Source organism: Halpernia humi, assembly GCF_900108025.1.
In the GTDB taxonomy this organism is placed as follows: Bacteria; Bacteroidota; Bacteroidia; order Flavobacteriales; family Weeksellaceae; genus Halpernia; species Halpernia humi.
The window spans coordinates 959,034-976,598 of the sequence record NZ_FNUS01000001.1 but is presented as its reverse complement, the minus strand read 5'-3'; the positions used below and the strand labels follow the sequence as shown (position 1 = coordinate 976,598).

Annotated in this window: 13 protein-coding genes; 4 read left to right on the top strand and 9 right to left on the bottom strand. The window is 33.6% G+C overall.

Annotation, left to right across the window (positions count from 1 at the left end):
- Nucleotide 1: 1 nt before the first annotated feature.
- The 3 genes from C4S29_RS04500 to C4S29_RS04490 all read right to left on the bottom strand — a co-directional run bounded on the left by C4S29_RS04500 (nt 2) and on the right by C4S29_RS04490 (nt 1,943).
- On the bottom strand, nt 2–334 hold the full coding sequence (locus C4S29_RS04500; protein ID WP_103912910.1) for a hypothetical protein: 333 nt from the start codon (nt 332–334) through the stop codon (nt 2–4).
- A gap of 98 nt (nt 335–432) precedes the next feature.
- Entirely contained in the window at nt 433–1,503 is a 1,071-nt protein-coding gene (locus tag C4S29_RS04495; RefSeq protein WP_103912909.1) for an alanine racemase, read from the bottom strand.
- The gene (locus C4S29_RS04490) at nt 1,503–1,943 is read right to left on the bottom strand and encodes a GNAT family N-acetyltransferase (protein ID WP_103912908.1); all 441 of its coding nucleotides are present in this window, start codon (nt 1,941–1,943) and stop codon (nt 1,503–1,505) included. The genes C4S29_RS04495 and C4S29_RS04490 overlap by 1 nt, the downstream gene beginning before the upstream one ends.
- Nucleotides 1,944–2,127: 184 nt before the next feature.
- On the opposite strand from C4S29_RS04490, the gene C4S29_RS04485 reads away from it, so the two are divergent.
- Entirely contained in the window at nt 2,128–5,502 is a 3,375-nt protein-coding gene (locus tag C4S29_RS04485; RefSeq protein WP_103912907.1) for a methylmalonyl-CoA mutase family protein, read from the top strand.
- A gap of 60 nt (nt 5,503–5,562) precedes the next feature.
- Nucleotides 5,563–6,771: a tetratricopeptide repeat protein gene (locus C4S29_RS04480; protein ID WP_103912906.1), complete on the top strand. Its 1,209-nt coding sequence runs from the start codon at nt 5,563–5,565 to the stop codon at nt 6,769–6,771.
- Between the two features lie 99 nt (nt 6,772–6,870).
- Here the strand turns inward: C4S29_RS04480 and C4S29_RS04475 are convergent, their stop codons facing one another.
- The 3 genes from C4S29_RS04475 to C4S29_RS04465 form a co-directional block, all read right to left on the bottom strand.
- On the bottom strand, nt 6,871–9,072 hold the full coding sequence (locus C4S29_RS04475; protein ID WP_103912905.1) for an outer membrane beta-barrel family protein: 2,202 nt from the start codon (nt 9,070–9,072) through the stop codon (nt 6,871–6,873).
- A gap of 535 nt (nt 9,073–9,607) precedes the next feature.
- Nucleotides 9,608–11,977: a M1 family metallopeptidase gene (locus tag C4S29_RS04470; RefSeq protein WP_103912904.1), complete on the bottom strand. Its 2,370-nt coding sequence runs from the start codon at nt 11,975–11,977 to the stop codon at nt 9,608–9,610.
- A gap of 73 nt (nt 11,978–12,050) precedes the next feature.
- Complete coding sequence (locus C4S29_RS04465) at nt 12,051–12,638, bottom strand: HupE/UreJ family protein (RefSeq protein ID WP_103912903.1); 588 nt, start codon at nt 12,636–12,638, stop codon at nt 12,051–12,053.
- Between the two features lie 54 nt (nt 12,639–12,692).
- Here C4S29_RS04465 and C4S29_RS04460 point away from each other — a divergent pair, with 54 nt between their 5' ends.
- Complete coding sequence (locus tag C4S29_RS04460; protein ID WP_103913038.1) at nt 12,693–13,193, top strand: DUF6702 family protein; 501 nt, start codon at nt 12,693–12,695, stop codon at nt 13,191–13,193.
- Between the two features lie 67 nt (nt 13,194–13,260).
- Entirely contained in the window at nt 13,261–14,685 is a 1,425-nt protein-coding gene (locus C4S29_RS04455; protein WP_103912902.1) for an SDR family oxidoreductase, read from the top strand.
- 65 nt (nt 14,686–14,750) lie between these two features.
- Here C4S29_RS04455 and C4S29_RS04450 read toward each other — a convergent pair whose 3' ends face one another.
- The 3 genes from C4S29_RS04450 to recJ form a co-directional block, all read right to left on the bottom strand.
- Nucleotides 14,751–15,092, bottom strand: a complete 342-nt coding sequence (locus C4S29_RS04450; RefSeq protein ID WP_103912901.1) for a DUF3817 domain-containing protein — start codon at nt 15,090–15,092, stop codon at nt 14,751–14,753.
- 65 nt (nt 15,093–15,157) lie between these two features.
- On the bottom strand, nt 15,158–15,739 hold the full coding sequence (gene nadD, locus C4S29_RS04445) for a nicotinate (nicotinamide) nucleotide adenylyltransferase (RefSeq protein ID WP_103912900.1): 582 nt from the start codon (nt 15,737–15,739) through the stop codon (nt 15,158–15,160).
- A gap of 60 nt (nt 15,740–15,799) precedes the next feature.
- Nucleotides 15,800–17,512, bottom strand: coding sequence for a single-stranded-DNA-specific exonuclease RecJ (recJ, locus tag C4S29_RS04440; protein ID WP_103912899.1), 1,713 nt, complete (start codon nt 17,510–17,512; stop codon nt 15,800–15,802).
- Between the last annotated feature and the right edge of the window lie 53 nt (nt 17,513–17,565).

The following is a 17,565-nucleotide window of genomic DNA, read 5'->3' as shown; positions in this document are numbered from 1 at the left end:
ATTATTCTCTTAAAGATTTACTTGGCCGAAAGCTCGCAATTAAATAATAAGCTACAAAAATCATCGAAAATTTTAAAATGGAGGCGACTGCCAATTGCGGCGTGAAAAGAAAAAATCCTATTGTCACTAAAATTGCCATTCCCAGAAGTGAAACACCCAATTTTAATGGTAATGAAAATTTGGGATTGTCAAGATAATAAGCCAAACCCCACGCAGAGCCAAAAGCGACTGAATAGTAAGTATTTAATAGTAATTTTTGAGTATCTACAAATAGATAATAAAGCAGAAAACTAACGATTGTGCCAGCGAAAAAGTAAATAAGTGCGCGTTGCATTTGAAAATATTTTTGCAAAAATAAGCTTTTGAAATTGAAATAAATTTAGCAAAATATTTCACGAATTTTCACGAAATTTTTTTAAAATTTTAGAAAAATTAAACCACTTTTTTCTCAATATAATTCGAGTTCATAGCGCGAAGTGCGCCCATATAATTAATTGAAAAATCGAGTAAATCTCCAACTTTGTAATTGTTTAAATTTTCTCCCAAATCCAAAATAATCATATCAGAACTGGACCCAAAATAGCCAATGCTTTCATCTTTTGGGAAAATATTCACACGGTCTAAATCTAAAATTCCTAAATCTAAAATCGCCCGAAAAGAAGTTTTTCCTACTAAATTTTCTTCAATTTGATAGGTTTCACCTTCCAGATTAGTTCCAAAATCACCTTCGGGAACCATAGGTTTTTCTATAAGTTCTATAATTTCTGCTTGCAAAGTAAAAACGTCTTGCTCCAAAAGGTTGCTTTTTTCATCTTTATAAACGTCTGTGCCTTGATAAAGTGTTTCTCCTACACGAAAATGATTAATTCCTGCAGGTAACATTTTTTTAAAAATTAATGGAATAGTCACAGAAGAACCGCCAGAAACGTAGCGTATTTTTTTATTAAAAGTGGCTTCTATTAATTGTTTGTAAAGACAAAGTTGGATGAGTTTGTCGGTATTGGGTAAAACGCCGAAAAGGCAAGAAAGATTAGCGCCTAAACCCACTACTTCAATATTTGGCAAATCGAAAACTTGTTTATAAAAATGCACCACATTTTCTCGCATTACGCCTTCGCGCAGTTCGCCAAGTTCAATCATAATAATTATTTTATGCGTTTTCTCTTGTTTTACGGCTTCTTTTGAGAGAGCTTTTATGGTTTCTATGTTCGTATTCATGCTAATATCAGCATATTTCACAACATCTGGAACGGAGCGTTTTGGTGTAGGTTTTATGTAAATGGTTTCCATTTCTGGCTCCAGTTTTTTAATAACTTTGAGGTTGCTGACGCGAGAATCACAAACTTGAGTGGGTTTTAAAGCCAAAATTTCTTTCAAAAAAAGTTCGTTTCCACAAAGAATTTTGGTTACAATCGACCAATTGATGTCTTTGGTTTTAAATAAATAATCCAAACGTTCAAAATTGTAGCGTAATCTATCGCGATGTAAAGTAATTGTTGCCATTATTTCACCAATCTCATTTCTAAATATTTATTCGTAAAGCCCAATTTTTCGTACAATTTTTTCGCTGGATTATCGGGTTCCACATGAAGTGCAATGTTTCCTTTTGCTGTTGCAATGGCTTTTTCCATCAATTGTCGCCCGATTCCTTGTCCGCGTTTTTCTGCATCAGTGGCAATATAAACCAAGATATTTTCGGGGATATAATCTTTCATTCCGGTTTGGTTGATAATTACTGCGCCCACAATTTTATCTTCTAAAAAAGCAACACAAATAAATCCACCAAAAGAAACGGTCTCTTTCAAAGCGTAGTCCATACATTTTAAAATATCTGCTTTTGGATCGCCATATTGCTCCAAACTTTTAAACAAAAAATTGGCAACGGCCTCTTTTTCTTCGTTTGTGGGTTTGCTTTCTGGTGTGTACGTTTCAAAATTTAACATTATTATTTTTTAAAAATTCTAGCACAAAGATAAGAATATCAGATTTGGTCTTTTTTATTAATTAAAAATGGAGTTTTTTAGCCATAAAATTTCGCTTCTTTTTTTATTGATTTTGTAAATGAAATATGGAATTGTTTTATTGTCTTTTAGATAATCATTATCTTTGAACTTTACCAAAATTATTATGTCAACTGAAAATTATACACCAAAAAATAAAGTAAGAATTGTAACAGCAGCCTCGCTTTTTGATGGTCACGATGCCGCGATCAATATTATGCGACGCGTGATTCAAGGAACAGGTTGTGAAGTCATTCATCTTGGTCACGATAAATCTGCCGAAGAAGTTGTAAACTGCGCTATACAAGAAGATGCAAACGCAATTGCTTTAACTTCTTACCAAGGCGGTCACAATGAATATTTTAAATATATTTATGATCTTTTACGTGAAAAAAATGCGCCTCAAATTAAAATTTTCGGTGGCGGTGGCGGAGTAATTTTGCCGGAAGAAATCAAGGATTTAATGGATTACGGCATCGACCGAATTTATTCCCCAGATGATGGACGCGAACTCGGTTTGCAAGGAATGATAGATGATTTGGTAAAACAAAGTGATTTTCCAACTGGTCGAGATATTCAGGTTGAAGATTTAGATAAAATTAATTTTGAAGATTCGAAAACCATTGCAGAAGTCATTTCTGCCGTTGAAAATTTTTCAGATGAAAAACAAGATTTGGTTAAAAAAATAGATTCCACCGTTTCAGAAAATGAAAAATATTCAAAAATCCCAATTATTGGAATTACAGGAACCGGCGGCGCAGGAAAATCTTCATTAACGGACGAATTGGTTCGGCGTTTTTTACGTTCAAATCCGGACAGAAAAATCGCGATAATTTCTATTGATCCTTCCAAGAAAAAAACCGGCGGCGCGCTTTTAGGCGATAGAATCCGCATGAATTCTATTAATGACAAACGTGTTTATATGCGTTCTATGGCTACTCGGGAAAATAATGTTTCGGTTTCGCCTTACATTCATTCGGCTTTAAATATTTTAAAATTAGCCGAGCCAGACGCGATTATTTTAGAAACTTCTGGTATCGGACAATCTGGTTCTGAAATTACAGAAATTGCTGATCTTTCAATGTATGTAATGACGCCGGAATATGGCGCTTCTACGCAACTGGAAAAAATTGATATGCTGGATTATGCAGATTTAATTGCTTTAAATAAATCCGATAAACGCGGCGCATTAGACGCCATACAAGCCGTTAGAAAACAATACCAAAGAAATCATCTTTTATTTGAAAAAACTTTGGATGAAATGCCGGTTTTTTCCACAAAAGCCAGTCAGTTTAACGATTGGGGAACCACGGAATTGTTTAATATCTTAATTCAAAAATTAAATACAAAATTCCCTGAACTTAATTTTAACGAATATGTAGAACAAAATCACCAGGAAGAAACCACAATTATTCCGCCGCGACGCGTTCGTTATCTCTCTGAAATTGTGGATAATAACCGTGCTTACGATGAAGATGTTAAAAATCAGGCATTAACGGCAAAAAGAATGTATTTGATTGATGGCGCGAAAAATTTAATCACAGACGATAAAGCCACGACTGAAAAATTAGAAAAAGTTTATCTTAAAACAAAAAAAGAACTTTCAGAAGAAAATATTTTATTCTTAAAAGGCTGGAAAAACTTTAAGGAAAAAATGCGCGAAGACGAATATTCTTACTTCGTTCGTGGCAAAGAAATTAAAGCAGAAACTTCTTCCAAAAGTTTATCAGGCTTAAAAATTCCGAAAATTTCTTTACCAAAATTTCAAGATTGGGGCGATTTAATCCAATGGAAAGGACAAGAAAATGTGCCCGGACAATTTCCGTTTACGGCGGGAATTTATCCATTTAAAAGAACTGGCGAAGATCCGACAAGAATGTTTGCGGGTGAAGGCGGCCCAGAAAGAACGAACCGAAGATTTCATTATGTTTCCGCAGATATGCCTGCCAAAAGGCTTTCTACGGCTTTTGATTCTGTAACACTTTACGGACAAGATCCCGCGCTGCCACCCGATATTTACGGAAAAATTGGAAATGCGGGCGTTTCAATTGCGACATTAGATGATGCAAAAAAATTGTATTCTGGTTTTGATTTGGTTAATGCGATGTGTTCCGTTTCAATGACGATTAATGGACCTGCGCCGATGCTTTTAGCGTTTTTTATGAATGCGGCAATCGATCAGAATTGTGAAAAATATATTGCTGAAAATGGTTTAGAACATTTAGTAGAAGCAAAATTAAAAGAAAAATACGACGATAAAAATTTAAATAGACCGGTTTATACAGGCGAATTGCCCCCAACAAATAATGGTTTAGGTCTAAAATTGTTAGGTTTAACTGGCGACGAGGTTTTACCTTCAAATATTTATGCCGATATAAAAGCAAAAACGATTGCAACAGTTCGTGGAACAGTTCAAGCGGATATTTTAAAAGAAGATCAAGCGCAAAATACTTGTATTTTTTCAACGGAATTTGCATTGAGATTAATGGGCGATGTGCAACAATATTTTATCGACAATAAAGTGCGAAATTTTTATTCGGTTTCTATTTCCGGGTATCACATTGCAGAAGCAGGCGCAAATCCCATCTCGCAACTGGCTTTTACGCTCTCGAATGGTTTTACTTATGTGGAATATTATTTGAGTCGAGGAATGAATATTAATGATTTTGCACCAAATTTATCTTTCTTTTTTTCCAACGGAATTGATCCGGAATATGCTGTAATTGGTAGAGTGGCACGAAGAATTTGGGCAAAAGCCATGAAACTGAAATATGGTGCCGATGAAAGAAGCCAAATGTTAAAATACCACATCCAAACTTCCGGGCGTTCTTTGCATGCGCAAGAAATTGATTTTAATGACATCAGAACCACTTTGCAAGCGCTTTACGCCATTTATGATAATTGTAATTCACTTCACACCAACGCGTACGACGAAGCGATTACGACGCCGACTGAAGCATCTGTTCGAAGAGCGATGGCTATTCAGTTAATCATTAACAAAGAATTAGGTTTGGCGAAAAATGAAAATCCGCTGCAAGGTTCTTTTATTATTGAAGAATTGACGGATCTAGTGGAAGAAGCCGTTTACGCAGAATTTGATAAAATTACCGAGAGAGGCGGTGTTTTGGGTGCGATGGAAACGATGTATCAACGTTCAAAAATTCAGGAAGAATCGATGCATTATGAATGGCTGAAACATACGGGTGAATTTCCGATTATCGGGGTAAATACGTTCTTGGGGAAAGACGGTTCGCCAACAGTTTTGCCGAAAGAAGTGATGCGTTCTACGGATGAAGAGAAAAAAATCCAAATTGCGAATTTGAAAAATTATCAGCAAGCACACAAAGAGAAATCTGCAAAAGTTTTGGAAGATTTGCAACACGCAGCCATTAACCAAGAAAATTTATTTGAAGTAATGATGGAAGCGGGGAAATATTGTTCGCTTGGTGAAATTACGAATGCATTGTTTGAAGTGGGCGGAAGATACAGACGGAATATGTAAAAATGATAGAGACGCGATTTATCGCGTCTAATAATTAAATAATTTTTTTTCGCATTAAAAATGGATTTTAGAACAGAAAAAAGCCGAAGAAATTGGGTGGAAACCAGTTTTTTAATTCTATTAAAAGAATGTGGTTTTCCTAAAAATAAAGGGGAACAAATTATTATTAATGAACAGTATTTCCCGAAAACTTTCAGTTCTAAAAAATTTGAATTAGAAAATATTTTTGAAGATTTAATTTCAATTTTAGATTTAAACAGTAAAAAAATTACCCTTGAAACAAGTTATGATTTAACAGACAGTTCAATTTATGCTATTGCTTCACAGGGAGAAACCAATGAAATACAAGTTACTGTTCCAAACGAAAATGAATTTTGTTTTTTCATCGCAAATTCACTAAAAATTACGCAGAAAAAAATAATTTACAACTTAGTAATTGAGTTTATTAGAGTAAAATTAATGACTTATCAATTATTTAAAGATGAAAAAAATATTTCTGAACATTTTTTGTATTTAGCTGGCGTTTATTTTGGTTTCGGTATTATTCTCTTTGAAAACAGATATGAAGTTGGTTTTGTAAGAAGCGGTTTTAGGAAAACACAATGGCATTTTTCATCACCAATGTTGCCCGAAAATATTTTGTATTCTTTTGCATTCTGTTGCAAATTATTTCCCAATTCTAATTTTAATTGGATTAAACATTTACCTAATGAAATCCAGAAAAATAATGTTGAATTAATGCGGAATATTGAATCTAATTTCCGACTTAATAATTTACTTAAAGAAATAAATTCCTTAGAAATAAATCCGAAAATCTCAATCGAAAAAAGCGAAATTATTACAGAATCACTAAAAAATACAATTCAAAGTGCAGAAGAAAACATTTTATTTGCCACTAGAAAAAATAATTTTGGATATCGAAAATTGAAAGAAGGTTTTGTAGAAGAAAGCATTCCGTATTTTCGAGAAGCCATTGAAATGAGAGACAATTTTGGCTTTGCTAATGATAATTTAGGTTATGCTTTAATTTTACAAGGCGAATTGGAAGAAGGTTTTAAATATTTGAATGAAGCCCTAAAAACAGGAACAAACAATAAAGGTTATTCTTGTAGAAATTTTGGCTTATATTTTCACAAAAAAGGGAATTTAGAAGAAGCGAAAAAAAATTATGAGTTGGCGTATGAAAATCAAACTATTCCGATTGATTTTTTAGATGTTCATTTTTCGGAACTGCTTTCGGATTTGGGAGAGGAAAATGTAGATTTTTAGATGAAGTGATATTCTCATTGAGAATTTTCCGCAAAAGCAAAAAATCACGAAATGTCTTCCGTGATTTTTAATGAAAAAATTTTTAATGAAAAATTTAATTTAGGTTCTATCTTTTATCGCATCGTTTGCGCTTTCGGTTTTACGTACTTTTTCTACTTTTTTGTTGCCAAAATTGTAGGTTACTTTTAAACTTACGCTGCGGTTGTAATTGTTTTGTGAGACCGTATTGTAATAGCCAGAACTTTGTAAGTCATTAATAGTTACTTGATTGGTGTTGAAAATATCATTTAATTCTAGCATAAACGTCCAATCTTTTAATGTTTTTTTGAGGGACAAATCCACGCTTTGCAAAACGCCTAATTTACCCAAAGCAATTTCCTGTGGTGATAAATAGAAATAATTTACGCCTAAATACCAATCTTTTTTTGCAGAAAGACGAATGTTATTTTGCAATTGCAACATAAAATAGGTCGATTTTTTGTTAATGTTAAATTCTGGGAAAGTTTCGTTGGTAATTGGATCTACATTTACACTTCCTTTGAAAATGACGTGCGTAAGATTAAAACTATTATTCATATTCCAAATCCCTTTGTAGAAGGTTTTTTGCATTCCTAAACTCGCAGAATATTCTTGCTTGTCGCCATAGTTGGTTCTGATATATCGAAGTTCTGCATCGCCATTTGCATTGGTTTTTTGCAAGGGGATTTGCTCGTTATCATCTTTCACGTAACTGTGATTAAGAACCAAAAAGTAAGCGCTTTTGTACATGTAGTTCAACTCTTGTGTGTAGTAAGTTGAAGCCTTCATAAAGGGGTTATTTTGGATGTAATTATTTTCCGTTAAATATTGTCGCGACGGATTAAGTTCCCAAAAAGATGGTCTTCTTACTCTGCTTGAAAATGTGTAAGAAAGAGAGTTTTCTTTATTAAAATTGTAATTCGCACTTGCATAAGGTAGAAAACTGGTATAATTATTTGTGAAATGGTAATAAGGATCCGCTTTATCTAAAACGTCACCTTGGTTGTGCGTTAGTTCAATTCTTGTCCCGATTTTCCCTGAAAATTTTTCACCAAAATTTTTCTCTAAAGTGCCGTAAAACCCAGAAATATTTTCCATATAAACGAAGTGATTAGAAAGGTTTGCATCTTCGCCAGTTGGTGGGATCAGATTTTCAAATTTTGTGTCGTTATCGGTTTTGGTATGGTTATAATTTCCGCCAAAAGAAAGTGTTGTTTCTTTTTTTAATTTTTGTATATAATCTGCTTGAAAGCCATAATTATCAACGTTTTGCGGTGTTTTCTGCAAAAATTGTCTGTTGATAATTTGAGTGTCGAGATTGGTGGTTGTGTTTGTATTTTGCTGCAATCTTTGGAAATTTAAGTAAGATGCATTTAGGCTTAATTTACTGCCATCATCATCTGTTTTTATTTCATAATTTAAGTTTAAAGAATTGTTGCGAGAATGCGCGTCTTCTACATTATAGGTATTTGTAGATTTTGTAGTATTTGTAGTGAAATCTTGCGAAAAATTATTGAGATTAGTACGTGAATTATTGCTCCAATTGTATCTGGTATTATAAGAAAGACCAATACTTTGCTTGTCTGTAAGTTGATAATCCAAATTTACATATCCGCCTACATTCACATTTGGGTCGTCAATAGAACCTACGCTGGTGTTTTTATAGTCATTGTTACCATTGCTCAAATGATAAAATTGGCGATGCGGGTATAAACTTGTGTACACATTTCCGTTAGCACCAAGTTTTCCTTTTCTATAGTTTAAACTTAAAGAAGCAGCCGGTTTGTTGTAATACGCTTGTTCATCGCTTAATTTTAAGGTTCCGTTTAAGCCGTCGGTTTGTTTTTTCTTTAAAATAATATTGATAATTCCATCATTGCTTTCCACTTGAAATTCTGACGATGGAACGGTGATTACTTCAATTTTTGATAAATTTTCAGATGGCATATTTTTTAGCATTTCTATTACAGAATCTGCATCCATATTGGTTTTTTTACCATTGATGTAAATTAGGGCGTTATTTTTACCTAAAATTTTTAAAGTGGCGTCGTCTGTGGAAGAAACCAAAGGTGTTTCTTTTAACAAATCAAAAGCGGTCGTTCCTTTTGCGATGGGCGAGTGCGCTACATCAAATATCATTCTATCGGCTTTTTTCTCAAAAACCCGTTTTGTCATTACAACTTCATCTATTTTTTTGGTTTGTGTAGAATCTGTTTTCGCGCTTTCTTGTGCGAATAAAATGGAACTGGCGAGAAGCGCGAGTGAAGTGATTACAATTTTCATAATTAAGTTTTTTAAAAAAAATATAGGCCGCAGTTATTAGTTTTTTTTGATTATCAGTTTTTGCGGCTTTTATTTTATCGGTTGTTTCGTTTTCTTATTAATTGACATTGCAAAGATATAATAATATTATAGTAATATGCAATACAAAGTAGTAAAAATAACAAGTTATGTAATTTAAATAATTGATTATCAATACTAAAAGTTTAATTTGTTTTTTGTTTCCAATTATAGAACAACTATAAAACAAGATTCATTACATTGAAATCTTAAATAATTCAGAATTATTGAGTAGAAAAATGGTTTAAAAATAAAACTTTCACCAAATGGCACTGAAACTTAATTTTATAATTAAACAATGCACTTCTATAGGCTCAGTGTGACACGTTAATAGAATTTCATTTCTAGCGATGTCAGTCTGAGCCTGTCGAAGACCTTTGTCAAACGCCACTAAAATGCATTTTTTTTCAAAATTTTCAACAAAAAAAATGCTGAAAATAAATTCAGCATTTTTTGGTATTTTAAAAGTTTTTGAAAATTATTTTTTCCCTGCAGCCTGCATTGGGTTTACTTTTCCGTTTGAAGTGCCTCTTCCAGCGTTCGCCATTTTTTGTTTAAAAACTTGGAATTTAGAAGTCGGTGCAGGAATATCGCCCCAATAATTGTTTGAAGTATCAATATCTGCGGTTTCTTGCATTGGATCTAGTTGAATTGATTTTAATTTCTTTTTAAAATAATAAGTTTTCGACACTTTGTTTTCGTTTTTGCGCCAAATTTGTGCGGAAGATTTATCTTCTAATTTGCTTCCATCTTCAAAAGTAAATTCTAAAATAATGGGCATTACCAAACCTCCTTTATTGCTAAAATCTATTTGGTAGCCGTAAATATCGCTTAGATCTGCTTTTTCTTTTGCAGATGGTTTTTCTAAATTATTATTGGCTAATTCATATTTTTTGTCGGTATCCACAGTTTCCATTCCACGGTCATAACGGTAGTAGAAATCTTGCGTCGCTTTATCTTGATCTGCAGCAAATTTTATGGTTTTATCTTCCCTGTTTCTTATTTTAGAAATATCATCAAAACTAGGTTTTAAAGGTTTATCAACTGTGTAAGTCATTTTTCTGCCTTCTGGTGAAGTGTCAAAATCTCCAGATGCAACGGTCACTTTATCAATAGAAATATCGCAAGGTTCTATGCCATAAAACCAACCGCGCCAAAACCAATCGAGGTTTTCTGCACTTGCATCATTCATTGTTCTGAAAAAATCTGCCGGTTCTGGATGTTTAAATGCCCATCTTTTTGCATAAGTTTTAAAGGCTTTGTCGAATAATTCTCTGCCCATAATGGTTTCCCGCAAAATATTAAGCCCAGTTGCAGGTTTTGAGTAGGCATTTGGACCAAATCGCACAATGTTTTCAGAGTTCGTCATAATCGGTTCCAATTGGTCTTTTGGCAATTTCATGTAATCTACAATCGTATAAGCGGGGCCACGTTTTGAGGGAAATTTATTGTCCCATTTTTCCTCTGTTAAATATTCTACAAAAGTGTTTAAACCTTCATCCATCCAAGTCCATTGTCTTTCGTCGGAATTGATGATCATTGGGAAAAAATTATGTCCCACTTCGTGAATAATTACGCCAATCATTCCGTTTTTGATACCTTCGGAATAAGTGCCGTCTTTTTCGGTTCTTCCATAATTAAAGCAAATCATCGGGTATTCCATCCCGTTTGCCGCTTCAATGGATTGTGCAACGGGATATGGATATGGAATTGTAAATTCTGAATACGTTTTGATGGTATGTGCGACTAATTTTGTAGAATATTTTCTATATAAACCGTAGGCTTCTTTTGGGTAAAAACTCATCGCCATTACCTGATTATTATTTTCTGGAATGGTCACTTTCATACCGTCCCAAATGAATTTTCGGGAAGACGTCCAGGCAAAATCACGAACGTCATTGGCTTCAAATTTCCAAATTTTTCTTTCTTTAGATTTGTGTTTTTCTGCATTTTTTGCTTCCGCCAAGGTTACGATTTCTACAGGTTCAGAAGCGTTTTGGGCTTTTTGCCATCTTGCATATTGTGCGCTTGTCAATACGTCTTTATAGTTTTTTCCTTGTCCGGTTCCCGTTACGATATGATCGGCAGGAACGTTCATTGATACTTTATAATTTCCAAATTCTAGAGCAAATTCTCCTCTTCCCGTGAACTGGTTATTTTGCCAACCTTTAAAATCGCTATAGACGCACATTCTAGGATACCATTGCGTTATTGTATATAAGTCATTTCCATCTTCAGGGAAATATTCGTAACCGCCTCTGCCGCCTTTTTCTATGCGGTTTGCGATATTGTAATTCCAATCTATTTTAAAGACTAATTTTTCACCTTTTTTTAGAATTTTAGGCAAATCGATTCGCATCATGGTTTTATTGACAGTGTATGAAAGTGGCGTTCCGTCTGCGAGCGTTATTTTCTCCAAATTCACACCATATCCATTGTCTTTTGCAGGTAGATCTGTAGTTTTTAACCCTTCTGTTATAGTAATTTTGGGTAAAGTAGAACTATCATCATAACCAGCATTTTTTATGCTAGATTGTTCATTTTCATCCAATTGCATCCAGATGTAATCTAAATCGTCGGGTGAGTTATTGTAATAAGTGATGGTTTCTGAACCCTTCAGATTTCTTTTGTCTTCATCCAAATATGCGGAAATATCATAATCTGCTCTGTTGGTATAATATTCGTGTCCAGGTGCGCCAGAAGCCGTTCTGTAAACATTTGGTGAGGGCAAAATGGTGCCCAAAGCCTCAAACTTATTCCCATGATTGCTCGTGGGGTTGTTCTTAATGTCTTGCGAAAATAGCACAGTCGATATTAAAAGAGAAAGTAATGTTGAAAGAAATTTCATAGTTAAGCGTTGTTTTTCTTGATATTTTTTTGCGTTTCAAATGTAATTAAAATAAATGGATTTTAACAAAACTTTATGATAACCCATACGGAACACGCTCAATCGCCATTATAAGTGAAATTATAAGTGCAATACCAGAAGCCACAATAAGCCAATATTTTTTGTGTAATTTTAAGTATCTCATCAATAAAAATTGTAAACTTAAAATTAAAATAACTACAGCAATTTGCCCCAATTCTAAACCAATATTAAAACCAAAAAGTGGCGCCGCAATATTTTGCTCACTAGAAATCATCATCCTTGCCGAGTTTGCAAAACCCATCCCGTGAATGAGGCCAAATATTAAGGCTAAAAAATAATTCAGTTTCATTAATTTCTGCCTGTGTTTAAACATAAAAATATTTCCAAACGCCGTTAAAACTATCGTTATTGGAATCAGAAATTCTACCCAGTTACTAGGAAAACGCACAATGTCTAAAATACTTAAAACCAAAGTAATAGAATGCCCAATGGTAAATGCAGTAACTAAAATTAGTACTTTTTTTACATCTTTTAAAGTATAAACGGCCACCAAAGCCAAAATAAATAATTGATGGTCTAATGCGTCCCAAGAAATAATATGCGACCAACCAAGTTTTAAATAAAAGAAAAAGCCTTGCATTTTATAAATATTTTACAAAGTGCGATAATACAAATTTTATCTTTATTTTTGGCTATGCGAAAATTACTAATATTCTTCACTTTATTGTTTGCTATTTCTGCTTTTGCTAAAGAAAAACATCCCTATCACGTGGGTTCCGTGGAGTTTAAGTACAACGAAAAATCAAAAACTTTTGAGGTTTCTGCCAAGTTTTTTTTGGATGATTTAGAAAATGCTTTGAATGATAAATACGGAAAGGAAATCCGTTTTAATGATAAAAAATTTAAAGAGCAAATTAATCAATTATTAAAAGAGTATTGCGGGGAATATTTGAAATTAAAAGTAAATAATCAATTCATTAAACTTAATTATTTAGGCTTTGAAGAAGATGCAGAATCGGTGGATATTTATTTAGAATCTTCACCTATTGAAAATCCAAAAAAAGTGGAAACGGCGGTAAGTTTAATGTATAATTATTTTGATGATCAAATGAATATCGTACATATTATTGTAAATGGTGTGCGAAAATCTTCACAATTAAACTATCCAAATCGGTATTTGTTTCAGGAGTTTTAGCAATTTTCAAAATTTACCATTTTTTATTTAGTAAAGTAAGAAAATCGTACTTTTATAAAAAAATAGTATGAAAATATTACTTACAGGCGTTACAGGTTATATCGGTAAAAGATTGTTGATTCAGCTTTTAGATGACGGTCATCACGTGGTTTGTGGTGTGCGCGATTTGCCAAGATTTAATGAAGATTTTGATTTGCGCAAGGGTTCTATTGAAGTGATCCATACCGATTTTTTAATTCCAGAAACTTTAGAAAATATTCCGAAGGATATTGAAGCGGCTTACTATTTAATCCATTCAATGAGCACCACGACTGGCGATTTTGAGAAAATGGAGCGGGATTCTGCCATTAATTTTAAAAAATTTATAGAAAAAACCGACGCAAAACAGGTCATATATCTTACGGGAATTGTCAATAATGAGCATCTTTCTAAACATTTGAGTTCTAGAAAGCAAGTAGAAGAAACATTAGAAAGTTCAAAATACGCTTTAACCGCTTTGCGAGCGGGAATTATCGTGGGTTCAGGTAGCGCTTCTTTTGAAATTATCCGAGATTTGGTAGAGAAATTGCCCGTGATGATTACGCCAATTTGGGTGAAAACAAAATGCCAACCAATTGCGATTCGTAACGTGATTCAGTTTTTAGTAAAATCTCTTTTAAACACTTATACATTCAACAAATCCTTTGATATCGCGGGAACTGAAGTTTTAACTTACAAAGAAATGATGTTGAAATTTGCTGAAGTTCGAAAGTTAAAACGCCGCATTATTACGGTTCCGGTGATGACGCCAAAATTATCTTCTTATTGGCTTTATTTCGTCACATCAACTTCATATCCTTTGGCAAAAAATCTCGTAAATAGTATGAAAATTGATGTGGTTGCAAAAGAAAATAATTTAGCAGAAATTTTAGGGATTGAACTTTTAGATTACAAAGAAGCCCTAGAGTTGGCATTTGATAAGATAAAACAAAATGATGTGCTCTCTAGTTGGTACGATTCTTTTACAGAAAATTTTCATGAAAAAAATGTTTGGCAATATATGGAAGTGCCGAAATACGGCTGTTTTAGGGATGTAAAAGTGCGAAAAGTTATAGATGAAGAAAAAACTTTAGATAGAATTTTTTCTATTGGTGGACAAAACGGTTGGTATTACGGCGATTTTCTGTGGTCTATTCGGGGTTTTATTGATAAATTATTTGGCGGCGTAGGTTTGCGTCGTGGCCGAAGAAACCTCAATTATTTGGAAGCGGGCGATACTTTGGATTTTTGGCGCGTACTTTATGCCAATAAAAAAGAAAAAAAATTGCTGCTTTTTGCCGAGATGAAATTACCCGGAGAAGCATGGTTAGAATTTAAAATAGTGGATGGAATATTGCATCAAACTGCGATTTACAGACCTTTAGGACTTTCTGGTAGGTTGTATTGGTACAGTGTTTTACCTTTTCATTATTTTATTTTTAATGGAATGATAAACAGTTTGGTAAAACCGTAAATTCGTGCAAAAATTTTATGCAATAGAAACTGTAAAAAATTTATAGTTCAAATTTGTAAAAATTATCAATCGCGATCTAGCTTTGTGAATTTTCGCTCTATCCAAATAGTGGCAAATGGGAAAAAAGCAGAAAGCAGTGCAAAAACGAAATCTTCGTCGTCCCAAACAAAAATTTTGCGCATCGGCAGACAAAATATAAGGTATAATGTGAAAAATAAGCCGTGGATATTACCAACAATTATAATGAAAATAAGTGCGAAATTCTCTTCCGGAAAATAGAGTTTTAGCGGCATTGCAATTATATAAAGAAGAAAGCAAGTAATACCTTCTCCCACAGAAAAAATCTTGAAATAGCGCACTAATTTATCTTCTGAATATTTTGCGAAAAATTTATCTATAAAATCCATTTATTTGTATTAAAAGTTAAATCTACAATTTAATTGTCTATTATCTTTGCATCTTTTATCTAAAATTATCTATAGAAATTGCTACCATCCAAATATTCAAAAACCTCGGGCGGCAACATAGGTCTCACGTTTTTTTTATCCCTAATCATTCGGCGGATTTCCGTGGCAGAAAGTTCTATAATTGGCGCAGAAATACGATGAATATTTTCCTGATTCCAAGTGATTTCTGGTCGTTCTTCACTAGATGTTCTCGGATAAACTATGATTTGATAATTTTTAATTAAAAGTTCAAAATTTTTCCATTTGTGCAAACTTTTGAGATTATCTTCGCCCATGATTAATGAAAAAGAATTTTTTGGATATTTTTCTTTTAAATATATTAAAGTATCTATTGTATATGAGGGAGTTGGCAGAGAAAACTCTATATTAGAAGCGCGCATTTGCGGATAGTTTTTTATCGCCAATCTCACCATAGCTAATCTATTATGGTCATTCAAAAGTGATTTTTTTTCTTTGAAGGGATTTTGCGGCGAAACAACGAACCAAAGTTCATCCATATCGGTATTTTCCAAGATATAGTTGGCCAAAATCAGATGTCCGATGTGGATTGGATTAAAGGAGCCGAAAAATAAACCGATTTTTTTCATTTTAAAATTTTGCCACTAACTCACGAATTTTAAATAAAATTTCTTAACAATTTAACAACGTTAAGACAAAAATTTCACATCTCTGATATTGAGGAAATAAGTAACATTTCCGCGCCAATTATTTTCATCTACAGTGAAGGCGAGATCGAATTTTTTAGTTCTAAAATTTTCTGCCATTTTTCCCATTTTAAAACCAAGGCATTCAATGGTTTTTCCTGTGCTTGGGTTTAAAATGTTAAATTTCAAATGCGCATCATCTTTTCCTATCATTTTTAAATAGCCAGAAATTTTTAGATTTCTCAAAACTAAAATGGGCTTCATATTTCCAGGGCCGAAAGGCGCTAATCTGCGCAGAAAACTAAAGAATTCTTTATCTAAATCTTTAATTTTAATTTCTGAGTCTATTTTTAAAGAAGGTCTTTTTTGATGTTCTTGTATTTGTTCGGAGACTGTTTTTTCAAATTTAATTTTAAATTTTTCGAACTTCTCTTTTTCCATAGAAAGTCCTGCAGCAGCAGGATGGCCGCCAAATCTTAAAAATAAATCTGAGCATTTGTCTAATGCAGCATGCACATCAAAATCTGCCACAGAACGTGCTGAAGCAACCAACTCGCCATTGTTGCCGTCGGTGAAAACCAAAGTGGGCTTATAATAAGTTTCAGTTAAACGCGATGCTACAATCCCAATAACGCCTTTGTTCCAACCTGGGCCGTAAACGACGGTGGAAAAATTATTAACTTGATTGGTTTCAATAATTTGTTCTAAAGCCTGAACGGTACTGAAGCTGTCTAACTCGCGACGCGAGGTGTTCAAGTCTAAAATATTACTCACGATTTCGTGGGCGTGTTTCAAATTATCAGAAACCATTAATTCTACTGCCGCTTTGCCGTGGGAAATTCTGCCCGCTGCATTGATTTTTGGGGCAATCTCAAAAACAATATTTGAGATTTCAAAAGTGGATAATTTTTCTTCGGGGATTAATAAACGCAAACCGATATTTCTGGTTTTTCTTAAAATTTTTAATCCTTGTTTGGCCAAAACTCGGTTTTCGCCCGTCATAGAAACGATATCGGCAGCGATGGATATAGCTAGTAAATCGGTTAATTCAAAAAGTTCGCTTTCGGGAACTTTATAAATGGTATTTAATCCTTGGCACAATTTAAAACCAACGCCACAGCCAGAAAGTTCTTTGAAGGGATATCTGCAATCGTTCCGTTTTGGATCTAAAACAGCAACTGCTTTTGGAATTTCATCACCTGGTAAATGGTGATCACAGATGATGAAATCTATATCCAGTGCGTTGGCATAATCTATTTTATCTAAAGATTTGATGCCGCAATCTAAGGCTATAATTAATGAAAATCCGTTTTCTTTGGCGAAATTGATGCCGTCAATAGAAATGCCATAACCTTCTACATTACGATCTGGGATGTAGTAATCTAAATATTTTTTATGAACTATTTTAGATAAATAAAGATACATCAGAGCAACGGCTGTTGTGCCATCAACATCATAATCGCCAAAAACGAGTATTTTTTCTCCGTTTTCTATGGCTGTTGCAATGCGCTCGACGGCAGATTGCATATCTGCCATTAGGAATGGATTGTGAATATCGCCTAAATTTGGTTTGAAAAATTCGCGTGCTTTGTTATAATTATCTATTCCTCTTAAAATTAATATTTTGGATTCTAACTCTCCAAAACCGAGAGAAGAGGCGATTGCATCTACACTTTCTTCGGCGGGCGCTTCGTGAAAAATCCATTTTTGACTCATTTTACAAAAATACGGAAAAAAAATATAGTTTTGTTTGCATGTTTTCTACAAAA

What these genes read in the sequence shown, in the direction of transcription:
- C4S29_RS04500 (WP_103912910.1), bottom strand. Translation starts at nt 334, where the DNA reads ATGCAACGCGCACTTATTTACTTTTTCGCTGGCACAATCGTTAGTTTT.
- C4S29_RS04495 (WP_103912909.1), bottom strand. Translation starts at nt 1,503, where the DNA reads ATGGCAACAATTACTTTACATCGCGATAGATTACGCTACAATTTTGAA.
- C4S29_RS04490 (WP_103912908.1), bottom strand. Translation starts at nt 1,943, where the DNA reads ATGTTAAATTTTGAAACGTACACACCAGAAAGCAAACCCACAAACGAA.
- C4S29_RS04485 (WP_103912907.1), top strand. Translation starts at nt 2,128, where the DNA reads ATGTCAACTGAAAATTATACACCAAAAAATAAAGTAAGAATTGTAACA.
- C4S29_RS04480 (WP_103912906.1), top strand. Translation starts at nt 5,563, where the DNA reads ATGGATTTTAGAACAGAAAAAAGCCGAAGAAATTGGGTGGAAACCAGT.
- C4S29_RS04475 (WP_103912905.1), bottom strand. Translation starts at nt 9,072, where the DNA reads ATGAAAATTGTAATCACTTCACTCGCGCTTCTCGCCAGTTCCATTTTA.
- C4S29_RS04470 (WP_103912904.1), bottom strand. Translation starts at nt 11,977, where the DNA reads ATGAAATTTCTTTCAACATTACTTTCTCTTTTAATATCGACTGTGCTA.
- C4S29_RS04465 (WP_103912903.1), bottom strand. Translation starts at nt 12,638, where the DNA reads ATGCAAGGCTTTTTCTTTTATTTAAAACTTGGTTGGTCGCATATTATT.
- C4S29_RS04460 (WP_103913038.1), top strand. Translation starts at nt 12,693, where the DNA reads ATGCGAAAATTACTAATATTCTTCACTTTATTGTTTGCTATTTCTGCT.
- C4S29_RS04455 (WP_103912902.1), top strand. Translation starts at nt 13,261, where the DNA reads ATGAAAATATTACTTACAGGCGTTACAGGTTATATCGGTAAAAGATTG.
- C4S29_RS04450 (WP_103912901.1), bottom strand. Translation starts at nt 15,092, where the DNA reads ATGGATTTTATAGATAAATTTTTCGCAAAATATTCAGAAGATAAATTA.
- nadD (WP_103912900.1), bottom strand. Translation starts at nt 15,739, where the DNA reads ATGAAAAAAATCGGTTTATTTTTCGGCTCCTTTAATCCAATCCACATC.
- recJ (WP_103912899.1), bottom strand. Translation starts at nt 17,512, where the DNA reads ATGAGTCAAAAATGGATTTTTCACGAAGCGCCCGCCGAAGAAAGTGTA.